Origin of the sequence: Arsenophonus sp. aPb (assembly GCF_029873475.1) — a bacterium.
GTDB lineage: Bacteria > Pseudomonadota > Gammaproteobacteria > Enterobacterales > Enterobacteriaceae > Arsenophonus.
This window is the reverse complement of the sequence record NZ_CP123499.1, coordinates 350,236-373,421: the sequence shown is the minus strand read 5'-3', so window position 1 is coordinate 373,421 and position 23,186 is coordinate 350,236. Positions and strand designations below refer to the sequence as shown.

22 protein-coding genes are annotated in these 23,186 nt (G+C 37.0%); 19 read left to right on the top strand and 3 right to left on the bottom strand.

What is annotated here, in order from left to right; genetic code table 11:
- Positions 1-33 precede the first annotated feature (33 nt).
- Entirely contained in the window at positions 34-1,731 is a 1,698-nt protein-coding gene (locus QE177_RS01595; RefSeq protein ID WP_280551007.1) for an AAA family ATPase, read from the top strand.
- 4 nt (positions 1,732-1,735) lie between these two features.
- Positions 1,736-2,728 (top strand): hypothetical protein, encoded by a 993-nt coding sequence (locus QE177_RS01590; protein WP_280551006.1) that lies wholly within the window; start codon positions 1,736-1,738, stop codon positions 2,726-2,728.
- 101 nt (positions 2,729-2,829) lie between these two features.
- Here the strand turns inward: QE177_RS01590 and QE177_RS01585 are convergent, their stop codons facing one another.
- Positions 2,830-3,456, bottom strand: coding sequence for a DUF3164 family protein (locus QE177_RS01585; RefSeq protein WP_280551005.1), 627 nt, complete (start codon positions 3,454-3,456; stop codon positions 2,830-2,832).
- A 243-nt stretch (positions 3,457-3,699) separates the two neighbouring features.
- Between QE177_RS01585 and QE177_RS01580 the strand changes: the two genes are divergently transcribed.
- From QE177_RS01580 to ampH, 14 genes are all read left to right on the top strand, one after another.
- The gene (locus tag QE177_RS01580) at positions 3,700-4,077 is read left to right on the top strand and encodes a hypothetical protein (RefSeq protein ID WP_280551004.1); all 378 of its coding nucleotides are present in this window, start codon (positions 3,700-3,702) and stop codon (positions 4,075-4,077) included.
- Positions 4,061-4,510 carry a hypothetical protein gene (locus tag QE177_RS01575; RefSeq protein ID WP_280551003.1) on the top strand — a complete coding sequence of 150 codons (450 nt, stop codon included), beginning with the start codon at positions 4,061-4,063 and terminating at the stop codon, positions 4,508-4,510. Before QE177_RS01580 ends, QE177_RS01575 begins: the two co-directional genes overlap by 17 nt.
- Complete coding sequence (locus QE177_RS01570) at positions 4,503-5,537, top strand: hypothetical protein (protein WP_280551002.1); 1,035 nt, start codon at positions 4,503-4,505, stop codon at positions 5,535-5,537. Before QE177_RS01575 ends, QE177_RS01570 begins: the two co-directional genes overlap by 8 nt.
- On the top strand, positions 5,515-6,411 hold the full coding sequence (locus QE177_RS01565) for a FliM/FliN family flagellar motor switch protein (protein WP_280551001.1): 897 nt from the start codon (positions 5,515-5,517) through the stop codon (positions 6,409-6,411). The genes QE177_RS01570 and QE177_RS01565 overlap by 23 nt, the downstream gene beginning before the upstream one ends.
- Before the next feature lie 5 nt (positions 6,412-6,416).
- Entirely contained in the window at positions 6,417-7,097 is a 681-nt protein-coding gene (locus QE177_RS01560) for an EscR/YscR/HrcR family type III secretion system export apparatus protein (RefSeq protein WP_280551000.1), read from the top strand.
- A 1-nt stretch (position 7,098) separates the two neighbouring features.
- The gene (sctS, locus tag QE177_RS01555) at positions 7,099-7,359 is read left to right on the top strand and encodes a type III secretion system export apparatus subunit SctS (RefSeq protein ID WP_280550998.1); all 261 of its coding nucleotides are present in this window, start codon (positions 7,099-7,101) and stop codon (positions 7,357-7,359) included.
- Positions 7,360-7,364: 5 nt separating this feature from the next.
- On the top strand, positions 7,365-8,132 hold the full coding sequence (gene sctT / locus QE177_RS01550; protein WP_280550997.1) for a type III secretion system export apparatus subunit SctT: 768 nt from the start codon (positions 7,365-7,367) through the stop codon (positions 8,130-8,132).
- On the top strand, positions 8,132-9,208 hold the full coding sequence (locus tag QE177_RS01545; protein WP_280550995.1) for an EscU/YscU/HrcU family type III secretion system export apparatus switch protein: 1,077 nt from the start codon (positions 8,132-8,134) through the stop codon (positions 9,206-9,208). The genes sctT and QE177_RS01545 overlap by 1 nt, the downstream gene beginning before the upstream one ends.
- An 82-nt stretch (positions 9,209-9,290) precedes the next feature.
- Complete coding sequence (sicA, locus tag QE177_RS01540) at positions 9,291-9,806, top strand: type III secretion system translocator chaperone SicA (RefSeq protein ID WP_280550994.1); 516 nt, start codon at positions 9,291-9,293, stop codon at positions 9,804-9,806.
- Positions 9,807-9,813: 7 nt separating this feature from the next.
- Positions 9,814-10,530 (top strand): hypothetical protein, encoded by a 717-nt coding sequence (locus tag QE177_RS01535; protein ID WP_280550993.1) that lies wholly within the window; start codon positions 9,814-9,816, stop codon positions 10,528-10,530.
- Positions 10,531-10,613: 83 nt separating this feature from the next.
- Positions 10,614-11,939, top strand: coding sequence for a type III secretion system translocon subunit SctE (sctE, locus tag QE177_RS01530; protein WP_280550992.1), 1,326 nt, complete (start codon positions 10,614-10,616; stop codon positions 11,937-11,939).
- Between the two features lie 13 nt (positions 11,940-11,952).
- Positions 11,953-12,777 (top strand): hypothetical protein, encoded by an 825-nt coding sequence (locus tag QE177_RS01525; RefSeq protein ID WP_280550990.1) that lies wholly within the window; start codon positions 11,953-11,955, stop codon positions 12,775-12,777.
- A gap of 42 nt (positions 12,778-12,819) precedes the next feature.
- Entirely contained in the window at positions 12,820-14,094 is a 1,275-nt protein-coding gene (locus QE177_RS01520; RefSeq protein WP_280550989.1) for an IpaD/SipD/SspD family type III secretion system needle tip protein, read from the top strand.
- Between the two features lie 279 nt (positions 14,095-14,373).
- Positions 14,374-15,666, top strand: coding sequence for a D-alanyl-D-alanine-carboxypeptidase/endopeptidase AmpH (gene ampH, locus QE177_RS01515; protein ID WP_280550988.1), 1,293 nt, complete (start codon positions 14,374-14,376; stop codon positions 15,664-15,666).
- Positions 15,667-15,736: 70 nt separating this feature from the next.
- Here ampH and lptG read toward each other — a convergent pair whose 3' ends face one another.
- Positions 15,737-16,813 (bottom strand): LPS export ABC transporter permease LptG, encoded by a 1,077-nt coding sequence (gene lptG, locus QE177_RS01510; protein ID WP_280550987.1) that lies wholly within the window; start codon positions 16,811-16,813, stop codon positions 15,737-15,739.
- On the bottom strand, positions 16,813-17,910 hold the full coding sequence (lptF, locus tag QE177_RS01505; RefSeq protein ID WP_280550986.1) for an LPS export ABC transporter permease LptF: 1,098 nt from the start codon (positions 17,908-17,910) through the stop codon (positions 16,813-16,815). The genes lptG and lptF overlap by 1 nt, the downstream gene beginning before the upstream one ends.
- 291 nt (positions 17,911-18,201) lie before the next feature.
- Here lptF and pepA point away from each other — a divergent pair, with 291 nt between their 5' ends.
- From pepA to QE177_RS01490, 3 genes are read left to right on the top strand one after another with little or no spacing between them, the layout of a single operon-like run.
- On the top strand, positions 18,202-19,722 hold the full coding sequence (gene pepA, locus QE177_RS01500; RefSeq protein WP_280550985.1) for a leucyl aminopeptidase: 1,521 nt from the start codon (positions 18,202-18,204) through the stop codon (positions 19,720-19,722).
- 52 nt (positions 19,723-19,774) lie between these two features.
- Entirely contained in the window at positions 19,775-20,224 is a 450-nt protein-coding gene (locus tag QE177_RS01495; protein WP_280550983.1) for a DNA polymerase III subunit chi, read from the top strand.
- Positions 20,225-20,240: 16 nt separating this feature from the next.
- Complete coding sequence (locus tag QE177_RS01490; protein ID WP_280550982.1) at positions 20,241-23,138, top strand: valine--tRNA ligase; 2,898 nt, start codon at positions 20,241-20,243, stop codon at positions 23,136-23,138.
- Positions 23,139-23,186 lie beyond the last annotated feature (48 nt).

The following is a 23,186-nucleotide window of genomic DNA, read 5'->3' as shown; positions in this document are numbered from 1 at the left end:
ATTGTTTTATAGTTAATATCTTGGAGGATCTTTATGATAGACAAATTTTGTAGCAAAAATTATAAAGCATTTGATTATTTCGATTTGGAACTAAAACCCATCTCCATACTACTAGGTGCAAATAGTTGTGGCAAAAGCGCTATAATAAATTCAATCTTATTGTTATCTCAAACATGTGAATCTACTCATACATTTGATTCTGTATTAAGATTGAATGGTAAAAGAATCGTAATGGGAGAGGCATTAAATATACTAAAAAATAAAGACAAAAATAATAAAATGTCTTTTTCTATTGAAGTAAATAACACTAAAAACATAGAAGTGTTAATTGATGAGTTAAAAAAAGAATTGATTATGTCACACTATGAAATAGCTAGAATTGTATCTCGAATATATGAAAATAATGTAAAACTAGATAAAATATCAAAAGAAAATTTTAAAAAACATAAAAACTTCATTCGTAAAATGCAAATTTTTTATTTTAGAGACTCTATACTCAAAGAAGAAAATTTAGTAAAGTTAAATAATTTTTTAAAGCTAGCAATTAATATTTGCCATAATAATATAGATAAATTCAAAAACAAAGATAAAGTAATTTATAATGAAATATTAAGTCATTTAAATGACATGTCTACATCTAAAATAAATTATTTCTTAACAAAAATAATAAATATATCATCCAAAAATCTTTCTGCAAAAAAAATATCTTATCAATATGAATATAAAAACTCGAAAAAGAAACTAGAAATAAAAAAAATAGAATTATTCAACTCAAAAAATGAACTAATAATATGCATTGATAATAAAAAAAACAAAACAACTTTATTTTCAGAATTGATTGAAAACAAAGTATTGCATAGCTCAAAAAAAGAATTTTATAATCAAATTAATCTAAATAATTTTCATATAGTAAAAGACATAGATACGAATATATTTCACCCATCAACTTTTATAAAAAAAACAAATAATTACATATCTCTTTATTTAACTATGATTATTAAATATTCAATAGATAATTTAATATCCAGTTTTGTTGATAATGCAGTAAACCATGTTACTCCGTTAAGAGCATTTCCTCAAAGATACTATTTATTGGATAAATCTATTCATCATGAACAACTTGACTCTTCTAATGGTACAGAACTTGCTGAAGTACTAAAAAATAATCCTACTATCCTTGATAAAATAAATGATCTTTTTTTAGAATTTAATATAGAGATTAGAATTATAAAAGTAAATGATATTATACATAAAATTGTAGTCAATCAAAACTCATCTATAGATTTAGAATTGACCGATGTTGGTTTTGGAATTTCACAGGCACTGCCAATATTAGTACAATGTTTTCTTTCTCCAAAAAATTCGTTAACTATAATTGAACAGCCAGAAATCCATTTACATCCAAGAATGCAAGCATGGCTTATTGATGCACTAATAAATATAGCATTAGATGATAAAAAAAGATTTTTGATAGAAACACATAGCGAAACCATTATCAGAAGAATAAGATTAAGAATTGTTGATAAAGAAAATAGATTAACTTTAGATGACACTGCAATTTATCATGTTGAAAGAAATGGTCAAAATACATCTAGTGAATTAAAAAAAATATCTATTAATTCAAATGGTGATATTTCTTATCCTAAAGATTTTATGGATGTAGAAATAAATGATACGTTAGCTATTCAATCTATGAAATTAGAAAAAATGAAAAAGTGTAAAGAGATTTAATAAAATGAATCATTCACATTGTATTTGTCCTAAATTTATGGAAAATTACATATCTAATCCATTTTTTAGTAGTTACTTAGTAAGTTCAGGAGCAATTATTTTAATTGATAACTTTGGTATATTAGAATGTGAATACTATTATAGAATTAAAGAAAATAGTCCTGAAAATTTCGAAATAATTAAAGCTATATTCACTCTTTTAAGAGCAAATAAGGGTAAGTTATTAGAGTGTGAATTGAATAATAATGAAGATAATAAAATTAATGAATTAATGTTTCAAATAACTAAAAACGCCACAACAACTTTTAATAAAAGTTATCTAGCTTATGATAATAATGATTTTACTGATTATTTAGAGAAATTAAAGAATAAAGAAATTCATCTTTTTAACTTTTGTCATATACAACAATTATGGTATGGTCTACCTGAATATCTATCTGGTAGCTTTTTATCTTATACACAACTAAACAACGATATTCAATTTATTTTAAATATACTATCAAGGAAAAGTTATCGTGCTAAAAAAGAAGATGAACTGAATGACTTTGTCAAAGAAAAACTTGAATTAAAAAAATATGTTATAAGAGATCAAACTCGTGAAGGTAAATCACAGACAGGTAACAATAGTGGTGAATTAGATTTAATAATTTTAAATAGGGCTAAATTATACTGTATCATTGAAGCAATGAAATTAAAGTCTTTAAATGTAAATTATATAAATTCTCATTATAAAAAATTAATAATAGATTATAATCCATCGGGAGTGAGGCAAACCATATTAATAATATATTATATAGGAAATAATTTTCATAATTTTTCTGAAAAATATAATCAATATATTCGTTCAATTGATGTAAAAATATTTAATAGTAATAACTTAAAATTAGGTGAATTAGAAGAAATAAATACTTCATATGCTAATTTAAGACAATTTAAACACTGTGTTTTTTTGAATAAAGAACCAATATTTTGTAATCACTATTTATTAAATTTATAAATATAGTTACTAATCTTTAAATAAAAATTAGTAACTATTATAATTTATGATTATTAAAAGATAAACATCAGCTATAACTTATCAAAAAATATTTATTGGGATTAAACAGCTGCAATATCTAAAGCAATTTGCCGATACTGATTTGTATTGCCAATCCGTTCATAAATACGAATGTAAGATTTACTACCCACTACCTGCAATGCTTCACTGATTGCGTTCATGGCGTTTTTCCAGCGTTCATCCTCTATTTCCAGTCGTCTCAATGCTAAGACGCGCGCTGTATTGATTTCACCCTCTTTATCGGTAGCAAATGCTTGACTGATAATAGCATGGATTTCAGGGCGGGCACCCTCTGTCCAATCCGCTAGACATTCATCAATAAGCTGTTTGGCCGCCTGTAAGCGTTCATCAAAGGCGATCCGGTCTTGCATCGCTCTTTGCACTTTATAGCGACCATCAAAGGAATACAGCGTGATATTACCCTTCTTGCCACCCATAGCGGCACCATATTTCTCACCAGACAAGTCAATGAGTGCCTGAATATCCGAAAAAGCACGAAATTTAAACTTGCTTAAATCATGACTAACAGATTTAGCCTGTTTAACTAAATCAGAAACTAATGTGTCTCTTTCCTTGTCAATGTCTTTAATAATAGATTCAGGGATCAGCCTACCTTTTGCATCACACCAATAACCCTTGGGAATAACTTGTGGAGTATTTTGATTCATAAATGTTTGATCCTCTCGATTAAGAGATAAGCAAATAATACCAAATATAAATCACGACGATATAAATAATTTATTTTTGATATGAATCTTCACTTTACATTTAATGTCTATAAGTGAGCTCATAATAGGATAAAGCCCACTAAAGCTGTGGTCAAATTGTGGCAATTAAAATTAATTATATTTTAAAAATCAATAGATTATTAAAATAATAAAGGCACATTAACCGCTTTTTATACCATTTTATTGGAAAATGAAGAAGAACCCGATGCGATTGGCGATGAAATACGTTCTATTCTCGATGGCCATATTTACCTTTCTCAACAATTAGCAGCACAAGGACATTACCCGGCCATCGACATTTTACGCAGTACCAGCCGTCTGTTTCAACAAATCACTGAGCAACAGCAGCAAACCGCTGCACGAGATTTTCGTCATTATCTTACCCAATTAGCATCACTAAAACTCTTACAAGAATTGGGGGAGTATCGCGCTGGAGAAAATCATGATCATGACCAAGTTATCAAGAAGAAAAGTGCCATCGAGCAATTTCTACAGCAATCATGGCATCAATCTTGTTCGTTTTCTCAATCGCTTAAGGAGCTTTATGGCATCGTGGCGTAAATTTGAAACTCCGCTCAAATTACTACAACAAAAACAAACTAGATTAGCGTTAGCCATCGTCCAAATTAATAGAGAAATAACCAATGAACAACAACGGCATCAACAAGCTTGTTTTTTATTTACTCAACTAATCGAACAAGCCAAAACATTAGAGCCTATCGGGCAATTAGCCTATAACGCCTTGTTTGACAGTAAAAGGAAGCAAGCGATAGTCAAAGCACAAACGAATCAAGTGCAGGCAGAAATAGCATTAATTGAACAGAAGATAACCCAACTGGATCAACAAAAAAATTTGCTTCAACAGCAGCAATACAACTTGATAAAAAAAGAGAAAAAATTAAAGCATTGCTATCAGCAGGCAAAAAAATGCCATCGCTTAAAAACCGCTTCGCGAGAAGAGATACAATTACAGGAATTAGCAATTTATGGTTAATATTGATACTCATCAACCCCAACAGATTATTAGTAGTTCATCTTATTTACCAGATAATCCGTGCACTACCTTTTCTTCATCGGATTGCCATAATGCACAGATAAATAATACCTATTTATCAAAAGCAATTGATGAAAAATTAACCTTATTACAATCCATTCTTATTAGCGCGCTACCAACTGAAATAACGATTTATGATCAACAACAAGAACAACAAGAGTTGCTTGCCACTGAGTTAGTGATTCCTATTAACCTACCTTTCACCAATACTGAAACAACAAATTTCTTTCGCTCAAGCTGCCAGCCTCATTCGGTAACCGTCGATACCGATCAAAAAAGCTATCCGATTAATCAGCGAACGATAGAAAAACAGACTCTAATCAGTGATCCCGAGGAAACCCAACAAATTAATGTAAAAATCAAACTGACCACGGCCGCCAAACATCATGATAACGATAGACTTGTACCAATCGAGGAAGAGACCGTTGCTAAATTATTTTTAACCGCGGGTGATACTGATTTGAAAAGTGCTAGTCATAAAACGGTAAAAGAAGACGACTTACCGCCAACGATTACAAATGAGTTAAATAACATAGAACTAGCAGAGCAAGAAAATTGCCAATCACTTACCGATAATAGTAATAACTTAGCTAATAGCGACAGTTCATCTCCTTTTGCTAGCTGGCCAACCCCGCCAACGGCAGCCAGTTATCAAAGTGACATAACGGCAGAGCTTCCCGCCAAAACAGCAACAACTGCTATGTCATTTAACCATTCATTGCCTGAAGCAGAATTACGTTACACATTCACTCAATGGCAAGGTACTCATCACGTTGATATTTATCGGATTGCTAATCACCATCTTCAACTTATGGCATCAAATAGCCATGTTATGTCGATACTTCAACGCCATTTAAACGAAAGGCATCTCCATCGGCAGTATCCTTATTTGACACGTTCAATATCACACTCAATAACAGTGATGAATCAGGTGATGAATCATCATGAAGGGCAAATTATCACTTAGAACCAGCAGGTATGCAGATAAAAAACCAGCATTTATCGCACTTTCAGCGCATTATCCCGGTGAAGAGATTATTACTGATAGCTACTGCTTCATCTTACTGTTACAACAACCGAAATTACAGTTAACCGTTTATTTACCGATTGAGATTGCACTCAGCCAGTACTTAACGATGTTAGCGCCACTGCCCTGGCTTTCTATTCCGGCCAGCTATCTAATTGAATTGTTACAAGAACAACTTACCACTATCTTAATTCCGCAATTAGGTGAATTTGAAATTCAAGTCACCCAGTTTGACTACCTGCAACAACCGATTGATGCGATTAGAATAACGAGCTCATTAGGCCAGATATTGATTGTTGATGCCAATGGTACTGCACCTCTAAAGGAGAACGGCTATGCCAACTTACCCTTACAGGTTAGATTTTCTATTGGTTATAGTCGACTAAAACAGCCACTTTTTCACACTTTACAAACGGGAGATATTTTATTACTGCAACAATCCCAAACCTATCTTAGCGTGGAAACAATACCGTTATTTCACTACACCTGGCAACCTCAAGGAAATATTATGTTAGCTCAACCCATTGTTACTGATCAGGATGATCATAATGCCAGCTCCGAATCCTCTCCGGCTATTTTTGATTTAAACCAGTTATCGCTGAAAGTAAATTTTATTTTACAGCGGCAGACCTTTAGTTTGAATACCATAAAATCCTGGCAAAGTGGCACACAACTTGTACTTAATAGTGATGCACATTGTGCAATCGCTTTAGAAATTAACGGCCAAATTTTTGCCAAAGGCGAATTGATTCAGGTCGGTGAACAACTTGCTGTTGAATTACACACACTGTTATCTAGCAAGCAAGAAGGTTAGCCACCATGACAGATAATCCTGTTTCTATCATCATCCTACTGTCAATTGCCACACTACTTCCCTTTTTGATTGCAGCAGGAACCTGTTATTTAAAGTTTTCTATTGTGTTTGTCATGGTAAGGAATGCCATAGGGGTACAGCAAGTACCATCCAATATGGTGTTAAATGCAATTGCTTTAATTTTGTCACTGTTTATCATGGCACCATTGGCCAAAAATTTTTATCACTATAGTGTTAATTATCAAACAGAAAATCCCCATGCTTTTACTGATCCAGTGCTACTTGATCAGTTTTTAGATGAAAGTTTACAGGATTATCGTCAATATCTACATAAATATGCCGATCCAGAACTGATTAAATTTTTTGTCGCCGCGCAAGAACGTGTTCCCCAACCAGAAAATCAAATCGATAACTCGATGGAAAATGGCTCTCTTATTCCTTTACTAGCCGCCTATGCCCTGAGTGAAATTAAAAGCGCATTTATTATCGGCTTTTATCTTTACTTACCTTTTGTGGTCATTGATTTAGTTGTATCAAGCATTCTACTCGCTTTAGGCATGATGATGATGAGCCCTATTACCCTATCGGTACCCATTAAACTGGTGTTATTTGTTGCCATGGATGGTTGGTCTTTATTATCAAAAGGGCTAATTTCGCAATACTTAGACTTAATGGCAGTCAAATAATATGGATATGAGTTATGCAATGAGTAAAGGGCTTTATTTGATCCTGATCCTGTCATTATTACCTGTGCTGGTCGCTACCGCTATTGGTTTGATTATTGGGTTATTACAAACCGTTACCCAGATCCAGGAGCAAACATTACCTTTCGGTTTAAAACTAGTGGCCGTTTTTATCTGCTTATTAATGCAAGCCAGTTGGTTAACGGAAAAAGTTATCGCTTATGCCACTGAAATGTTTAATCTTGGTTTCAGCGCAGGGATCTGAGTGCGATGATGAAACTTTATTTAGCGCTACAAAATTTATTACTCAATTATTTACTAATTTTTGCCCGTCTGGCGCCACTATTTTTTATGTTGCCTTTTTTAAGTGATCGCATACTAACCAATTTATCCTTAAAAGGGATTATCATTTTATTACTTACCCTTTGTTTATCACCATTGATAGTCATCCCAACATGGCAATCAACCAGCCAATTTATTGCGTTATTTGTTGTTGAACTCTTCATCGGTTTAACTATGGGCATCTTAATGGCGACACCTTTTTGGCTAGCCTCAGCGATAGGTGAATTTATTGATAACCAAAGGGGAGCCAGTATTGGTGATATGCTTGATCCAACGACTGGATCTGAATCTTCTTCACTCGCATCATTAATCAATATGTTCTGTGTTGCATGGTTTCTCAATCAAGGCGGCATGATTGAATTTGTCGCAACAATAATCGAAAGTTATCAACAACTGCCTATCGGTCGCCCAATTAATCATGTTGATTTATTCGCCTTAGGGAAATGGTTAACTCGTTTCATTTTGTTAGCAATAACCCTGTCAGCTCCGATATTAATCGCATTGTTTATGCTAGAAATCGGATTGGGCGTTTATTCACTATTTTGCCCGCAATTAAATGCTTTCTCTTTATCATTGACTCTTAAAAGTATCGTTGCTTTTGGCCTACTATTTATTCTGTTTAATACGACACTACCTCAAGCACTTATTTCAGCGCTCCCACCTTCAATTTCAGCAATAATTATAGTGGGCAACTGATGGCAGAAAAAACAGAAAAACCAACGGCCAAAAAATTACGTGATTCAGCTAAAAAAGGTCAATCCTTTAAAAGCAAAGATTTAGTCTCCGGTTGTGCCTACTTTGCTGGCACCTGTGTATTAGGGTTTTATCTCGAATTTGATCAATTTATTTATTTTTATCAGCATATTTTATTAAATCCTCACAATATTAACCCGCAAAGTTTTATCAATGCATTAATTTCGTTATTTTTATCGATTGTGCTACCGGTGATATTTATCAGTGCATTAGCGGCCATTATTCCATCACTGATTCAGTCAAAATTTATTCTGGCAACTGAGGCTATTAAGTTAGATTTTAAAAAACTGGATATCGTGCAAGGAATAAAACGTCTCGTGGATAAACGGGCTCTCAAAAACCTATTCAAGGCATTACTATTTTTAGCTATTTTTATTAGTAGCTGTTATTTTTTTATTCAATCATACCAATCGACACTATTATTCACCCAACGAAAAACGATTTGGCATATTATTTATGATTGGCGTATTTTAACGCTGAAATTTGTCTCATTTTTTCTGCTATTTTCACTCCCTATCTTGTTTCTAGATGCCCTGTGTGAATATTTTCTCCATCACAGCGAGATGAAAATGGAAAAGCATGAAGTAAAACGGGAATACAAAGAAAACGAAGGTAATCCAGAAATAAAATCGGCCCGTCGCGGTGCTCATCAAGAACTACTCAACGCTGAAACTAAACAAGCAATAGCACAATCATCAATGATATTAGCCAATCCGACTCATATTGCCATTGGTATCTATTTTGATCCTGATAACAGCATATTACCGCTAGTCGCGGTTCGCATGGCGAACCAATATGCACTGGCGGTACAAGCCTATGCCAAAGAGATAGGTATCCCAATTGTGCGTAACGTCAAACTGGCACGCCAAATTTATCACCGCTACAGATTATACGAAACCGTAGTAAAACAGGATTTACTTGATGTGATTGATATTTTTATCTGGTTAAAGCAGGTTGAAATGGCCGCCATACTGGAAAATTCACCAATAGAGACAGAAAACAGTGAGCAAAAACCTTAATGCTTTTGTTAACTTGGCGGATTTTTGCAAGTTAAACCGCTTAAATTCCTTTACTCTGTTATAAATAAAGCGAGAAGATGCTATGGAACAGCAAAATACGACCAACCGAAATGATAATAACACCGATGTTCAATTGGATGAGTATACTGAACTGGTAACAGAAGCCCTACAGCAAGGTGCCAGCTTGAAGGATTTAGAAGGCATACCCGCTGAACTGATGGATGGTGTTTACCGCTTTGCATATGATTTTTATCAACAAGGTAAATTAGAAGAAGCTGAAACCTTTTTTCGTTTTCTCTGCTTATATGATTTCAATAATAGCGATTACATTATGGGATTAGGAGCGGTTAAACAGCTACAAAAACAGTATGAAACAGCGCTTGATCTCTACGCGCTGGCTTATGTACATGGGGATAATGACTACCGCCCAATGTTCTACGGTGGACAATGTAATCTTATTATCGGTGAAAAAGAAAAAGCTAAATACTGCTTTCAGAAAGTTTATCAACATAGCAGCGATCAAGAGTTAAAGAATAGAGCGCAAGCCTATCTTGAACTCTTAACAACCTCTCCATCAAATGACGATAATCAAGGATGACCTAAAGATGGTAGAAATTAACCGATTAACAGCTAACAAAGCACATCCTTTTACTGCTGTAAAGCAAGATATAAGCGCGGATAATAATCTGGTCAACCAATTAACCACGCTACAAAAAAATATCATTCAACAAGTCAATAGTGTAATTGAAAACGAACAAAAAAAAACTGCCAGTCAAAATCAATCTGATAAAAATATACCGATCCTTACTCCACCCACAGATAATTCTTTATCTACCGCAGATAATAATGCTCAATTACTGTTATTAATGAAACAATATCAACAATTGATCGGTAAAAATGAGATCAAAAATCTACGCGAAAATCTTACCCAATGGAAAATTCAAGCCCAGTTGAATCATCAGATTCAACAAGCTAAAAAAGTTGAACACATCTACCTACAAGTTGAAAAAAACCTCAATCAGCATCGAGATGATTTTATTGACAGTTGGCTACGTGTCGCAAGTGGGTTACATGAACAAACTAAAGCTGATGCTAATGCACTGGACAATCTCTTTGAAAATCATGGGCTCAGTGAGCGGTTTAGACAAGCTATCGCCGGAAAAAATCGGCTCACCGATCGACAAAAGATGAGCAAACTGTTAGAAGAAGAGTTTCCATGGTTGAAGTTAGATTTAACTAATGCCAAATTATCTGTTGATGAACTTAACCAAAAAAACTCGCCATTAAACAATTCTGCCAAGGTATTGAACATAATCGTCTGAAACCTATTTTTAGTGATAGCATTAGTCAAACCAATAAGAAATGGCGTGACAACGGTATTATCGGTACAGAATGGTATAACGCTATGCGTTATTCGATGGATTATGATGAGCGGACATTACGCTCTATCTCTTACGCCCAAGGCGCTTATAAAAGCCTGGTGCGTGATACAGAAGATCAGCGTGATCGACTGGCTAATCTTAAAAATGACACTGACATCGCCGAGCAACTGAATGAAGCTGAAAAAAGTATTTTCAGTTTAAAACTAGCCACCTTTAAAACATTAATCGAACTGGAATCACAGCATCTGCAAGGCAGCGCCAAACTCACTTATCTGATGGCAAAAATGCGTGAGTTGCTTGGCTCACTTACACTGGAGAGCATGAATAGCCAACGAGAAATTTTGCAAGAAATGCAACGCATGACTGAAATCCAGGCAGAAAAACGCGCACAGGATATTGATGAAAAAATCCGTAAAGCAGAAGAAGCGCGTAAATGGATGGCGATTGGTAGCCAAATTTTTTCCTGGTTAATTGCAGCGGTTGGTGTTGTGGCCGCTGCTTTTACTGGTGGTGCCAGCCTGGCTTTAGCCGCGATCGGGATCGCCTTATTGGCCGCGGATACCATCTGTCAGGCAGCCGGTGGGGGCTCTTTTATGAATAAAGCATTAGCGCCAGTCGGTGAAGCAATGATGAAAATAGCAGAATCGATCTCTGACTTTCTATGCCAAATCGCGGTTAGTGAAGCTAAATTAAATGGAGCATCAGAAAGTGAAATCGCCGAACTGAAAAAACAGGCCAAAGAGATAACCGACATTGTCGCCACGATTATTGTTGCAGTGACAATGATTGCTGCTGCCATTGGCTCAGCTAAATTAGCCAGTGTGGCGGGTAAAATGATTGGTAAAATTATCGCTGATAAGCTTAAACGCGCCCTAAATCAATTATTGGATAAAATGATCAACAATCTATTGAGTAACTTAGCACGCATCGTCGGTAACGATACCAGCAAAATGATTGCTATTGCTATCAAACAAGCATGCAATAACTTACTGGATAAAACTATCAATAATACATTAATCAGTAACATGAAAAATAAATTGGCTCAATATATCAATACCTCAATGGTACAAAAAAGCTTAATCGGTCTTTCTGTTGTTAATGCTAATACTAGTGCCGGCTTAAATCTCCACGCTGCAAATTTAGAAGCTGATGTTATCAAACGGTTAGGCGATTTAACGGTCATTAACCAAATAATGGCTCAACTGGATAAACTGCTCAACCAAGTGATGGATAACTTTGCCAAGGAGATGGAAACTTTGGCTGAGTTAATGCGCAAAATTGGCGAAATGGGCAGCCAAAGCCTACATACCGGTAAATATATTACTCATAACTTAAACACCATGGTATAAAAAGGACTTAATCATGACAACTATTACTCCTGCAATCACTAAACATTCTGTTGCGCCAATAACTCCATTGGATGTTAAAAACATTACAGAACCTAACTCAACGTCTGACAAAATAGCCTCTCAGATCTTGGCTAGCAAAACAGCACAACAGCAGATTGAACAAACAACCAAAGAACAAATCAATCAAACCAATTTACCACTTCTCACACCACCAACAGTGGAAAAAGATGCCGAGGCGTTAATCGATCGTTTAGAAAAATCACCGCCTATAGTAATGAATTTATTAGGTACTAGTGATGTGCAATTACTAGCGCTACTTAATAAAATATCAGCAACATTAAGAGAACTTAACGCCAAAAGCCGTCAAAGTGGCGATAAACTTAAAATTACCACATTACAATCCAGCGAAAAAGTTAAAGACAGTAAATACACAGAAGCCGGCTCACTATTGACAAGTGCTATCGCCGGTAGCTCTTTAAATCTGGGAATGACAATCGCCGGTGCAGGGATCAGTCTTAAAGGGCTGTCGCAAACTACCAGCAACACTATTGGCAGTCCTCAAAATAGCTCACTGATAGCCGGAAATGCCGTCAGCAACTTATCAAACCCAATCAGCCAAATGACTCAGCAGCCCTTAGCTTCTGGGCAAATTAAAGAACAGGGTAACCAGCGTATTTTAGAAACTGAGCAACAAATTAATAATGCTACCGGCGAAACCCATCAACGGGAAGAAAATATCAATGAAGAGGTAAAGAATAAAATGATGCAAATTCTCAATAAGATGATCGAATATAGCCAACAAACCGTATCCACCATCTCAGGTAATATTAGAGCTTAACGTTAGCACGTATTCAATGAACAATAACTAGACGAAATTTTTATGGTAATTTTAACAAATTCAACACCACACTCGGCTGCATTTTCTACTGAGATAAAACATAATGACTCTAGTCATGCAGTTATCGATGCTAATATTTCATTAAATAATAATGCATTGAATAATAATATTTCACCTATCTTACCATCAGAATTAACTATTTTACTGTCTGAGACAATCGAATATGATCTTAGCGATAATAACCAAAATGATGCATTACAAAACAAACAAAAAGCGTATCTTTTTGCCACACAAAGTGCGCTCAACGATATAAAAAATGGCAATAAAGAGATAGAAAATGGAACGCAAAATATAATATATGGAAGAATAATTAAAGATCAGGCGCTAATAAAAAAAGGCGAAGCATTAGTAGAAAAAGGTAAGACGCTAACAGATCGCGGCCAAACTAACCTTGCTCGACTATTATCTGATAAAAATCCCCCTCCTGTTAGCAAAAGTTATTATCAGTCACGTAATGCGTTATTACCTACAGCACAACAACTTACACAACAGCAACAAACATTAACAGAAAATAATTATAATTCATTAATGGTGCTGTTTAATGATATTAAACAGACCATTAGCGATGCCAAGAAGAGTTATCTGCACTGTTACCGCGATATATTTAAAAACAGTATGGAAAAATTTCAGCAGATTAGCGGCTCACTTTCTGATGTCAGTAATTACGTCAGCGAAAGCTCAAAAGATAACTTTATTACTTTTAAGCAGAAGAAAATGCTGGAGGATTTAAAGCAATTACGCACTAAATTATTGCAAGAAGAACCTGATGCGATTATTTATCAACAAGAAATTAAATTTACTAAACTGGCAAAAGATGATTATCAAAAAGTCGGCGATAATAGCGGTGTGCGTTACACCGAAGCACAAGCTTTAGCACTAATGAAAAGCTATCGCCAATCCTTTGAACAAAAAGTTACTGGCACCTTGATTGAAGCGCCTGATTTAGCAGAAATCAATGCAAAAAGTTTAACAACAGGTATTACAATTAAAATAAAAATTGATCCCCAACCATTAACGCGTGTTATTCAAGTAGTGAAAAATCTGCAAAAAAAAACCACAGACAGACTAGAGATCTCCCAGGCACGTTTCAATCTAATCAACACTGCAATTGATACGACTAAAAAAGATTATCAAGCCATGCTAGATGAGTTGTCACAACGTTACAATACGGCCAATGCTAACTATGATAACTTCGTTAAAATTCTAAGCAGTACCATCAATGCGATGCAAGATAGCGCCAAAAGCTTTTTACGTTAATCCCAGCTTTATCTTCGTTTGAATAATCAAGAGTAGTATTTTATGACTACTCTTTTATTGATCTATTTTTCAGATTATTATGCTAACAATAGAACATCAGAGAATAGTTTTGTAGCTTATATTCATAATTTCTCTATAATTAGAGTGTTATAGTATATAGAACGTATAGCATCGATAACATAATTGATTTTTATTTAGGTGCCTGGCAAAGGCTTTAATGAAAATTGAACATTTATCAGGCGATTGTTTAAAAAATTTATTCATATTGGTTTATTAAGAATGCAACCATTTTGCCTAAAATTCTTTTCAGCCTTTACTCTATTTATATCACTCACTGGTTGCTCGTCATCGACAACAGTAACAAAATTTCCATCAGCCAAAACTGCATCATCTTCGCCAACAGCACTGGAAATTCTTAATCGTCATCAACCCACTACTGAAAAAACGACTGATTTAGTAGATCGTTTTGCTAGCCAAATTTTTACTGAAACAAATCCACAAGGGATGGCAATCGTTGTTATCGACAATGATCAGATAGTCACCCGTTATTATGGTGAAACTGCTCCAGGTAGCCGAAAAACCCCTGGCCCTAATTCATTGATCCGCATTGCTTCATTAACAAAATTGATGACCAGTGCAGTGATGATCAAATTAGAAGCGGATAAAAAATTACGAATTACTGATCCACTACAAAACTACAGCTATTTCGGTACTCATATCCCAATTTATAATGGCAAAGAACCAATTCGATTATATCACCTGGCTAGTCATACCAGCGGTTTACCCAGGGAACAACCTGGCGGTAAAATCGGCCGGCCGGTATTTGTTTGGCCAACCCAGACAAATCGTTGGGCATGGTTGAAAAAGGCAAAAATTAAGTGTTTACCAGGAACGAAAGCCGCCTATTCTAATCTGGCTTATGATCTACTAGCAGATGCTTTGGCAAAAGCAGCAGGAAAATCTTATAAACAACTTTTTGCCGAAAAAATAACCCTACCAACCGAAATGTATGATACAACTTTTACACCAACTACCTATCAATGTTCTCGCCTAATGGTCGGTTATAAATCCAGTCCATGTATTAGTACTTTAGCTGCCGCCGGCAGTGGAGGTGTTTATTCAACACCAGCTGATATGCAAAGATGGATGCAACAATTTCTGTCAACCCATCCCCAAGTTAGTAAACAAACCGCTCAACGTGAACAAGCGATCTATTTTGCTCGCGATATGCTTACCGACATAAAAGGGATGGACGTTGCTGGGCATGCCGATGGTATTGGCCTTGGATGGGTTTATATGAATCCACGAGATGGCATTCCCGGCATTTATCAAAAAACCGGTGGCGGTGGGGGTTTTAATACCTATATGACCATGATCCCACAACAACGCATTGGTATATTTGCGGTGATTTCGCGCAAAAAAGGGAGTAAATTTAGTCGGTTAACCAAAGGTGTCAATGATTTAACCGCGGCTCTCACCATCAATCACAATAACGATCTTTTCCAGCCAACTAAACAAGATTTTGCGGTAAATCTGGTTAAAAAACTGCTAGAAAGTCCTGATCATGGTTAAACCAAACAATAGGCAATAAATTTTTTTCAGCATGGTAACGGATTATACCTAGCCATGTTGTAAAAGCGCATTATTGCCGCCGCATTAATAATAAAATGCTAAATCCAAGGAATAGTACACTAGGTAACATTGCTGCTATGAGTGGCGGAACACCATAGACTAAACTTAGATTACCAAAACCCTCATTGAGCAAATAAAAAATAAATCCGCCAGAAATACCGATCAATACTCTTACCCCCATTGTAACACTTCGCAGCGGCCCAAAAATAAATGACAGCGCCATTAACATCATAACAGCGACCGAAAGCGGTGATAGGATTTTCTTCCACATACTTAATTGATAGACTGACGCTTCTTGCCCGCTCTCCTTAAGATATTTAACGTATTTATATAGGCCTCTTATTGCTAAAGAATCCGGCTCCAGAGAAACCACCCCTAATTTTTCTGGGTTTAGATTGGTTTTCCAATCCATCAATAAACTCTGTGAGCCAGTAATATCCTTTTCATTGTTAATCAATGATTTATCTACTTGTGACAATTGCCATTGGTGAGTATCAGAATTATAACGACCTGAAGCAGCAAAAATGACCGCTTGCAGTTTCTTCTGCGCATCAAATTGGTAGATGGAAACTTCTTTTATTTCATTTTGATCGATAACACGCTGAATATGAATAAAATTATTACCATCTTTAGCCCATAAACCACGATCTGTCACCATTAATGAGCGGCCAACAATTTTTTCCGCCCGATAGTTACGCGCCCACTGCTCCGCTGCAGGGGCAACCCATTCCCCAATAACCATCGTTAGGATCACTAAAGGTATCGCGGTCTTCATCACTGACATCGCAACCTGTAAGCGAGAAAAACCAGCCGCCTGCATTACCACTAATTCACTACGAGTTGCCAGGGTTCCCAAGCCAAGTAATGCGCCTAACAGTGCCGCCATCGGAAAAAATACTTCAATATCTCTGGGAACAGTTAATAAAGTAAAAACCCCTGCGCTCCAGGTGGTAAAGTCACCATCACCAACTTTTCTTAATTGCTCAACAAATTTAATAATGCCTGATAATGACACCAACATAAAAAGGGTCATTAGGATCGAGGAGAGAATTGTACGCCCAATATATTTATCTAATACACCAAACATCAGGCGGCTCCTTTATAGAACTTAGCACGTAGTCGACGCATAAAAACGGTATCCCAAATATTCAATATGATCGCTAATAGTAGAAAAGCCGCATTAACTAGCCACATGGTTATCCTGGGATCAATTTCACCTTTTTCTGCATTAGAGTGCAAAGTACTTTGTAATAGAAAGAAAATTAAATAAAGCAACATGGCGGGTAACATACTTAAGACTCGGCCCTGTCTGGGGTTAACTTCACTTAATGGCACAACCATCAAGGCCATAATTAGTACCGCTACCACCAATGTTAAACGCCAATGAAATTCCGCTTTTGATTCAGCATCTGTGGCATGCCACAATTGCAACATATCCTTTTGCTCGATTTTATCACCTGACACTGCCGTTTCTTTATGATCGATCACCGCTTGATAATCTTTAAAATCCGTTATGCGAAAATCGCGTAATAACGCAGTACCTTCATAGCGAGTTCCTTTATCTAATACCACGATTTGATTACCGTTTTGATCCTCTCGGATACGTCCACTTTCTGCAATTACCACGGAAGGGCGCTGGTTATTAGCCGGCCGTAATTGTGCCATAAAGACATCAGTAAAATTCTTGCCTTTTACATTACTAATATACAGAACAATATTTTGATCCTTGGTTGTTTTAAATCGCCCTTCAACCATATGAGCTAAACCAGGATTGGCTTGCGCATCAGCTAATGCCTGCTCTTGATATTTTGCCGACCAAGGTAACATCCAGGCTACATTGACGGCCGCAATCAGGCCGGTAAATAATGCCAGAATTAAAGCTGCTATGACTAAGACCTTTTTACCTAAGCCACAGGCATGCATGACAGTAATTTCACTATCGATATAGAGTTTACTGTAGGTCATTAACAGTCCAAGAAATAGACTTAAGGGCAAAATCAATTGTGCCATTTCAGGGATACCAAGCCCCAGCAGAGGAAAAACTAAATCGGAAGGAATATTTCCCTGAACCGCTGAACTTAATATATTGATTGTTTTCTGACTAAAAAAAATTAAAATCAGGATAAAAAGTATTGCAACTTGACTTTTCAGCGTTTCCTTAACTAAATATCGAATTATAATCACACTAATTACACCTGTGAAAAACTTGTTTTTTGCAGCAAAATAGCTAACTTCATCGTATAGTTACAGTTACGTACAATATTTTGGTTTTCTTAATCGTTACAATGTATCATGATGATAAATGTAGCATTAACTATTGGAACACCAAACAGAATATGCTAAATCGTTACCTATTACTATCCGTAAACCATTGGGTTAGTTTAACATAAAGCAGCTATTTCATAAGGTAAATTTATACTGTTCGTTAATTTTAGCGATAGTATCAATCTTTGTCTTTAAAATTCAGGAGAATGCATGGAGTTTAGTGTAAAAAGCGGTAGCCCAGAGAAACAGCGTAGCGCCTGTATTATTGTTGGGGTATTTGAACCTCGCCGCTTATCCCCTATAGCCGAACAACTGGATACTATCAGTGACGGCTATATCAGTGCCTTACTACGCCGCGGAGAACTGGAAGGTAAAGTTGGCCAAACGCTATTACTTCACCATGTTCCTAATATATTATCTGAACGTATTCTGTTAGTTGGATGCGGTAAAGAACGTGAACTCGATGAGCGTCAATATAAACAGATTATCCAAAAAACAATTAATACCTTAAATGAAACCGGCTCAATGGAAGCCGTCTGCTTTCTAACAGAATTGCATGTAAAAAGCCGCAATAATTATTGGAAAGTTCGCCAAGCAGTAGAAACCGCCAAAGAAACGTTATATGTATTTAATCAACTTAAAAGCAATAAGAGCGAGCCGCGACGACCATTACGTAAAATCGTCTTTAATGTCCCGACACGCCGCGATTTAGCCAATGGCGAGCGCGCTATTTCACACGGCCTTGCGGTAGCGATAGGTATTAAGTCAGCAAAAGATCTGGCTAATATGCCGCCCAATATTTGCAATGCTGCCTATTTAGCTTCACAAGCACGTCAGTTAGCCGACAATTATCAAAATCTTACCACCAAAGTAATTGGCGAAGAACAGATGAAAGAGCTAGCGATGAATGCTTATTTAGCCGTTGGCCAAGGCTCACAAAATGAATCGCTAATGTCGATTATGGAATACAAAGGAAGTAACGAACCAGCGGCTAAACCGATTGTGTTGGTCGGTAAAGGATTAACTTTTGACTCTGGCGGGATTTCTATTAAGCCATCCGATGGCATGGACGAAATGAAATATGATATGTGCGGAGCCGCAACTGTTTATGGCGTTATGCGCTTTGTTGCTGAACTAAAACTGCCGATTAACGTTATTGCCGTATTAGCTGGTTGTGAAAATATGCCAAGCGGTAAAGCTTATCGACCTGGTGATATTTTAACTACCATGTCAGGACAAACAGTAGAAGTCCTCAATACCGATGCAGAAGGAAGATTAGTTCTTTGCGACACACTAACTTATATAGAACGTTTTGATCCTGATGTGGTAATTGATGTTGCAACTTTAACCGGAGCCTGTATTATTGCACTTGGTAATCACTATAGTGGATTAATGTCAAATCATAATCCTTTAGCCCATGAATTGCTTAGTGCCGCTAAGCAAACAGGCGATAAAGCATGGCAACTACCTCTGGCAGAAGAATTCTATGAGCAGTTAGAATCAAACTTTGCTGATCTTGCTAATATAGGAGGCCGTTCGGGTGGTGCAATTACCGCTGGCTGTTTCCTAGAGCGTTTTGCCACTAAATATCACTGGGCACATTTAGATATTGCAGGAACAGCTTGGCAATCTGGAAAAACCAAAGGAGCAACAGGCCGTCCTGTAGCATTACTTGCTCAATTTCTGTTAAATCGTGCTTATATAAACTGTGACGAAAAATCGCACCAGTGAATTTAATAATAGGGTATTGTAAGCAATACCCTTTTCCCATAACCGTAATGCGATGAAAAAAGCAACTTTCTATTTAATAGAGCAGCTATCTTCACAAGCAGAACTTGAAAGTCATGAATGGTTAGCCTGTCAGCTAGCAGCAGAAAACTGGCGGATAGGTAAACGTGTTTTAATTGCTTGTGAGGAGCAAATACAAGCCGAAAAATTGGATGAAATACTTTGGCAAAGAGAACCTTATCAATTTGTCCCACATAATTTAGCCGGTGAAGGCCCTCGCTATGGCGCACCTGTTGAGCTTTGTTGGCCAACAAAAAGGGGTAGCTCAGCAAGAGATATATTGATAAATCTACAATCAACATTTGCAGACTTTGCCACAACATTCCATGAAGTGATAGACTTTGTACCTACTGATGAACATTTGAAACAGTTGGCGCGTGAACGATACAAAACTTATCGCACTATGGGGTTTAATTTGATCATGGCAGCACCACCAACAACTTAATAAATAACGAAGCAAGATGGAAAAGAAACCCGCAAATCAAACTCAGTCTGAGCCATCGCTCGACAAAACTTATCAGCCAGCTGCAATTGAACAACCTTTATATGCACACTGGGAAAAGAATGGCTATTTTGCACCGCACGGTGATAACAGCAAACAGAGTTTTTGTATCGTGATACCTCCGCCAAATGTGACCGGTAACCTGCATATGGGGCATGCTTTTCAGCAAACAATCATGGATACCTTAATTCGCTACCAGCGCATGCAAGGGAAAAACACACTTTGGCAAAGTGGCACAGATCACGCGGGGATCGCCACGCAGATGGTGGTTGAGCGCAAAATTGGCGCTGAAGAGAATAAAACTCGCCATGACTATGGCAGAGAAGCGTTTATTGAAAAAATATGGCAATGGAAAGCAGAGTCAGGCGGTAATATTTCTCAGCAAATGCGACGGCTGGGTGATTCTGTTGATTGGCAACGTGAACGCTTTACCATGGATGAAGGCCTCTCCAAAGCAGTAAAAGAAGCATTTATTCGGCTCTATCAAGATGATCTTATTTATCGAGGCAAACGATTAGTCAACTGGGATCCTAAACTGCATACCGCTATTTCTGATTTAGAAGTTGAAAATCGAGAAGTTAACGGTTTTATGTGGCATTTACGTTATCCCCTGGCTGATGGTGTAAAAACCGCAGATGGCCAAGATTACTTAGTTGTTGCGACTACTCGACCAGAAACCATGCTTGGTGATACGGGCGTGGCAGTTAATCCCGCCGATCCACGCTACAAGAATTTAATTGGCAAACAAATTTTACTACCTTTGGTTAATCGTCGTATTCCTATCGTCGGTGATGAACACGCCGATATGGAAAAAGGCACCGGCTGTGTGAAGATCACCCCAGCGCATGATTTTAACGACTATGAAGTGGGTAAACGTCACCAGTTGCCAATGATCAATATTTTCGATTTCAATGGACATATCCGCCAACAAGCTGAAGTATTTGACAGCGCTGGCAACCTTAGCACAATTTATTCAACGACAATCCCTGCATCCTACCAAGGAATAGAGCGCTTTGCTGCTCGTAAGGCAATGGTAAGCGAATTAGAAAAACTAGGTTTATTAGTTGCCATAAAGCCACATCAACTTACTATTCCTTATGGCGATCGTGGTGGCGTTGTTATTGAACCTATGCTGACTGATCAATGGTACGTTCGTACTCTACCATTAGCAGAACAAGCCATTGCGGCGGTAAAAGATGGCCGTATTCAGTTTGTTCCTAAACAGTATGAGAATATGTATTTTTCCTGGATGCAGGATATCCAAGATTGGTGTATTTCACGCCAATTATGGTGGGGGCATCGAATTCCCGCTTGGTATGATGAATCCGGTAATGTCTATGTCGGTCATGACGAAGATGAAGTGCGTCGAGAGAACAATCTCAGTGCTGAGATTAGTTTACATCAGGATGAAGATGTATTAGATACTTGGTTCTCTTCCGGTCTTTGGACCTTCTCAACATTAGGTTGGCCAGAAAATAGCGAGGCGTTAAAAACTTTCCATCCAACGGATGTGTTGGTCAGTGGCTTTGATATTATCTTTTTCTGGATAGCCCGCATGATCATGCTGACAATGTATTTCATCAAAGATGAAAATGGCCAAGGGCAAATTCCTTTTAAAAAAGTCTATATGACAGGATTGATCCGCGATGAAGAAGGGCAAAAAATGTCAAAATCCAAAGGCAATGTCATCGATCCGCTTGATATGATCGATGGTATTTCCTTGGAAGATCTACTGACGAAACGGACTGGCAATATGATGCAGCCCCAATTAGCCGAAAAAATTGCTAAACGTACGCGCAAAGAATATCCACAAGGCATTGAAGCGCATGGTACCGACGCTCTACGCTTTACGCTGGCAGCATTAGCATCGACCGGGCGAGACATCAATTGGGATATGAAACGCCTTACTGGTTATCGCAATTTCTGTAATAAACTTTGGAATGCGAGTCGTTATGTCTTGATGAATACTGAAGGACAAGATTGTGGTCAGCATGGTGGAGAAATGATTTTTTCGCTGGCTGATCGCTGGATCATGGCAGAATTTAACCAAACGGTAAAACTGTACCGTGAAGCACTGGATTCTTATCGCTTTGATATCGCGGCCAATATTTTGTATGAATTTACCTGGAACCAATTTTGCGATTGGTATTTAGAACTGTCTAAGCCCGCAATTCATAAGGGAAATGAAGCAGAAATTCGTGCGACACGTTATACCTTGATTGAAATACTAGAAAGCTTATTACGGCTGGCACATCCTATTATTCCATTTATTACCGAGACTATTTGGCAACGGGTGAAAGTGGTTAAGGGCATTCAAGAAGACACTATCATGTTACAGCCTTTTCCAATCTTTGCAGCCGACAAGGTTGATGAAGCAGCACGCCATGATTTGGAATGGATAAAAGAACTCATTATCGCTGTACGTAATATTCGGGCAGAAATGAATATTTCACCCGCTAAATCATTAGATCTGCTATTACGCGGCGCTAACCATGCAACAAAACGACGTGTGACAGAAAATCTGAATTTTATTCAAGCAATGGCTCGTCTTAGCGCTATTACTGTTTTGGATGAAATGCAACCAACACCCCTTGCTGTGACTAAACTGATAGATGGCGCTGAAGTGTTGATCCCAATGGCAGATTTCGTCGATAAAGATGCCGAATTAACGCGGCTAGATAAAGAGCTGGATAAATTGACCAAAGAGATAGCAGCAATTGAAAAAAAATTAGCTAATGATAGCTTTGTCGGCCGAGCACCAGCTGCTGTTGTTGAAAAAGAGCGTGAACGCCTAGCAGTCCATTTAGCAGCAAAACAAAAACTGACTAATCAAAAAGTAACTATTAGCTCACTTTGAATAAGCAACAGCACTGCTATCTTGTGTATCAGTGCTGTTGACTCACAA

Excerpts from the sequence above, each read along its gene's own strand:
- QE177_RS01595 (WP_280551007.1), top strand. The coding sequence starts at position 34 with ATGATAGACAAATTTTGTAGCAAAAATTATAAAGCATTTGATTATTTC.
- QE177_RS01590 (WP_280551006.1), top strand. The coding sequence starts at position 1,736 with ATGAATCATTCACATTGTATTTGTCCTAAATTTATGGAAAATTACATA.
- QE177_RS01585 (WP_280551005.1), bottom strand. The coding sequence starts at position 3,456 with ATGAATCAAAATACTCCACAAGTTATTCCCAAGGGTTATTGGTGTGAT.
- QE177_RS01575 (WP_280551003.1), top strand. The coding sequence starts at position 4,061 with ATGGCATCGTGGCGTAAATTTGAAACTCCGCTCAAATTACTACAACAA.
- QE177_RS01570 (WP_280551002.1), top strand. The coding sequence starts at position 4,503 with ATGGTTAATATTGATACTCATCAACCCCAACAGATTATTAGTAGTTCA.
- QE177_RS01565 (WP_280551001.1), top strand. The coding sequence starts at position 5,515 with ATGAAGGGCAAATTATCACTTAGAACCAGCAGGTATGCAGATAAAAAA.
- QE177_RS01560 (WP_280551000.1), top strand. The coding sequence starts at position 6,417 with ATGACAGATAATCCTGTTTCTATCATCATCCTACTGTCAATTGCCACA.
- sctS (WP_280550998.1), top strand. The coding sequence starts at position 7,099 with ATGGATATGAGTTATGCAATGAGTAAAGGGCTTTATTTGATCCTGATC.
- sctT (WP_280550997.1), top strand. The coding sequence starts at position 7,365 with ATGATGAAACTTTATTTAGCGCTACAAAATTTATTACTCAATTATTTA.
- QE177_RS01545 (WP_280550995.1), top strand. The coding sequence starts at position 8,132 with ATGGCAGAAAAAACAGAAAAACCAACGGCCAAAAAATTACGTGATTCA.
- sicA (WP_280550994.1), top strand. The coding sequence starts at position 9,291 with ATGGAACAGCAAAATACGACCAACCGAAATGATAATAACACCGATGTT.
- QE177_RS01535 (WP_280550993.1), top strand. The coding sequence starts at position 9,814 with ATGGTAGAAATTAACCGATTAACAGCTAACAAAGCACATCCTTTTACT.
- sctE (WP_280550992.1), top strand. The coding sequence starts at position 10,614 with ATGCGTTATTCGATGGATTATGATGAGCGGACATTACGCTCTATCTCT.
- QE177_RS01525 (WP_280550990.1), top strand. The coding sequence starts at position 11,953 with ATGACAACTATTACTCCTGCAATCACTAAACATTCTGTTGCGCCAATA.
- QE177_RS01520 (WP_280550989.1), top strand. The coding sequence starts at position 12,820 with ATGGTAATTTTAACAAATTCAACACCACACTCGGCTGCATTTTCTACT.
- ampH (WP_280550988.1), top strand. The coding sequence starts at position 14,374 with ATGCAACCATTTTGCCTAAAATTCTTTTCAGCCTTTACTCTATTTATA.
- lptG (WP_280550987.1), bottom strand. The coding sequence starts at position 16,813 with ATGTTTGGTGTATTAGATAAATATATTGGGCGTACAATTCTCTCCTCG.
- pepA (WP_280550985.1), top strand. The coding sequence starts at position 18,202 with ATGGAGTTTAGTGTAAAAAGCGGTAGCCCAGAGAAACAGCGTAGCGCC.
- QE177_RS01495 (WP_280550983.1), top strand. The coding sequence starts at position 19,775 with ATGAAAAAAGCAACTTTCTATTTAATAGAGCAGCTATCTTCACAAGCA.
- QE177_RS01490 (WP_280550982.1), top strand. The coding sequence starts at position 20,241 with ATGGAAAAGAAACCCGCAAATCAAACTCAGTCTGAGCCATCGCTCGAC.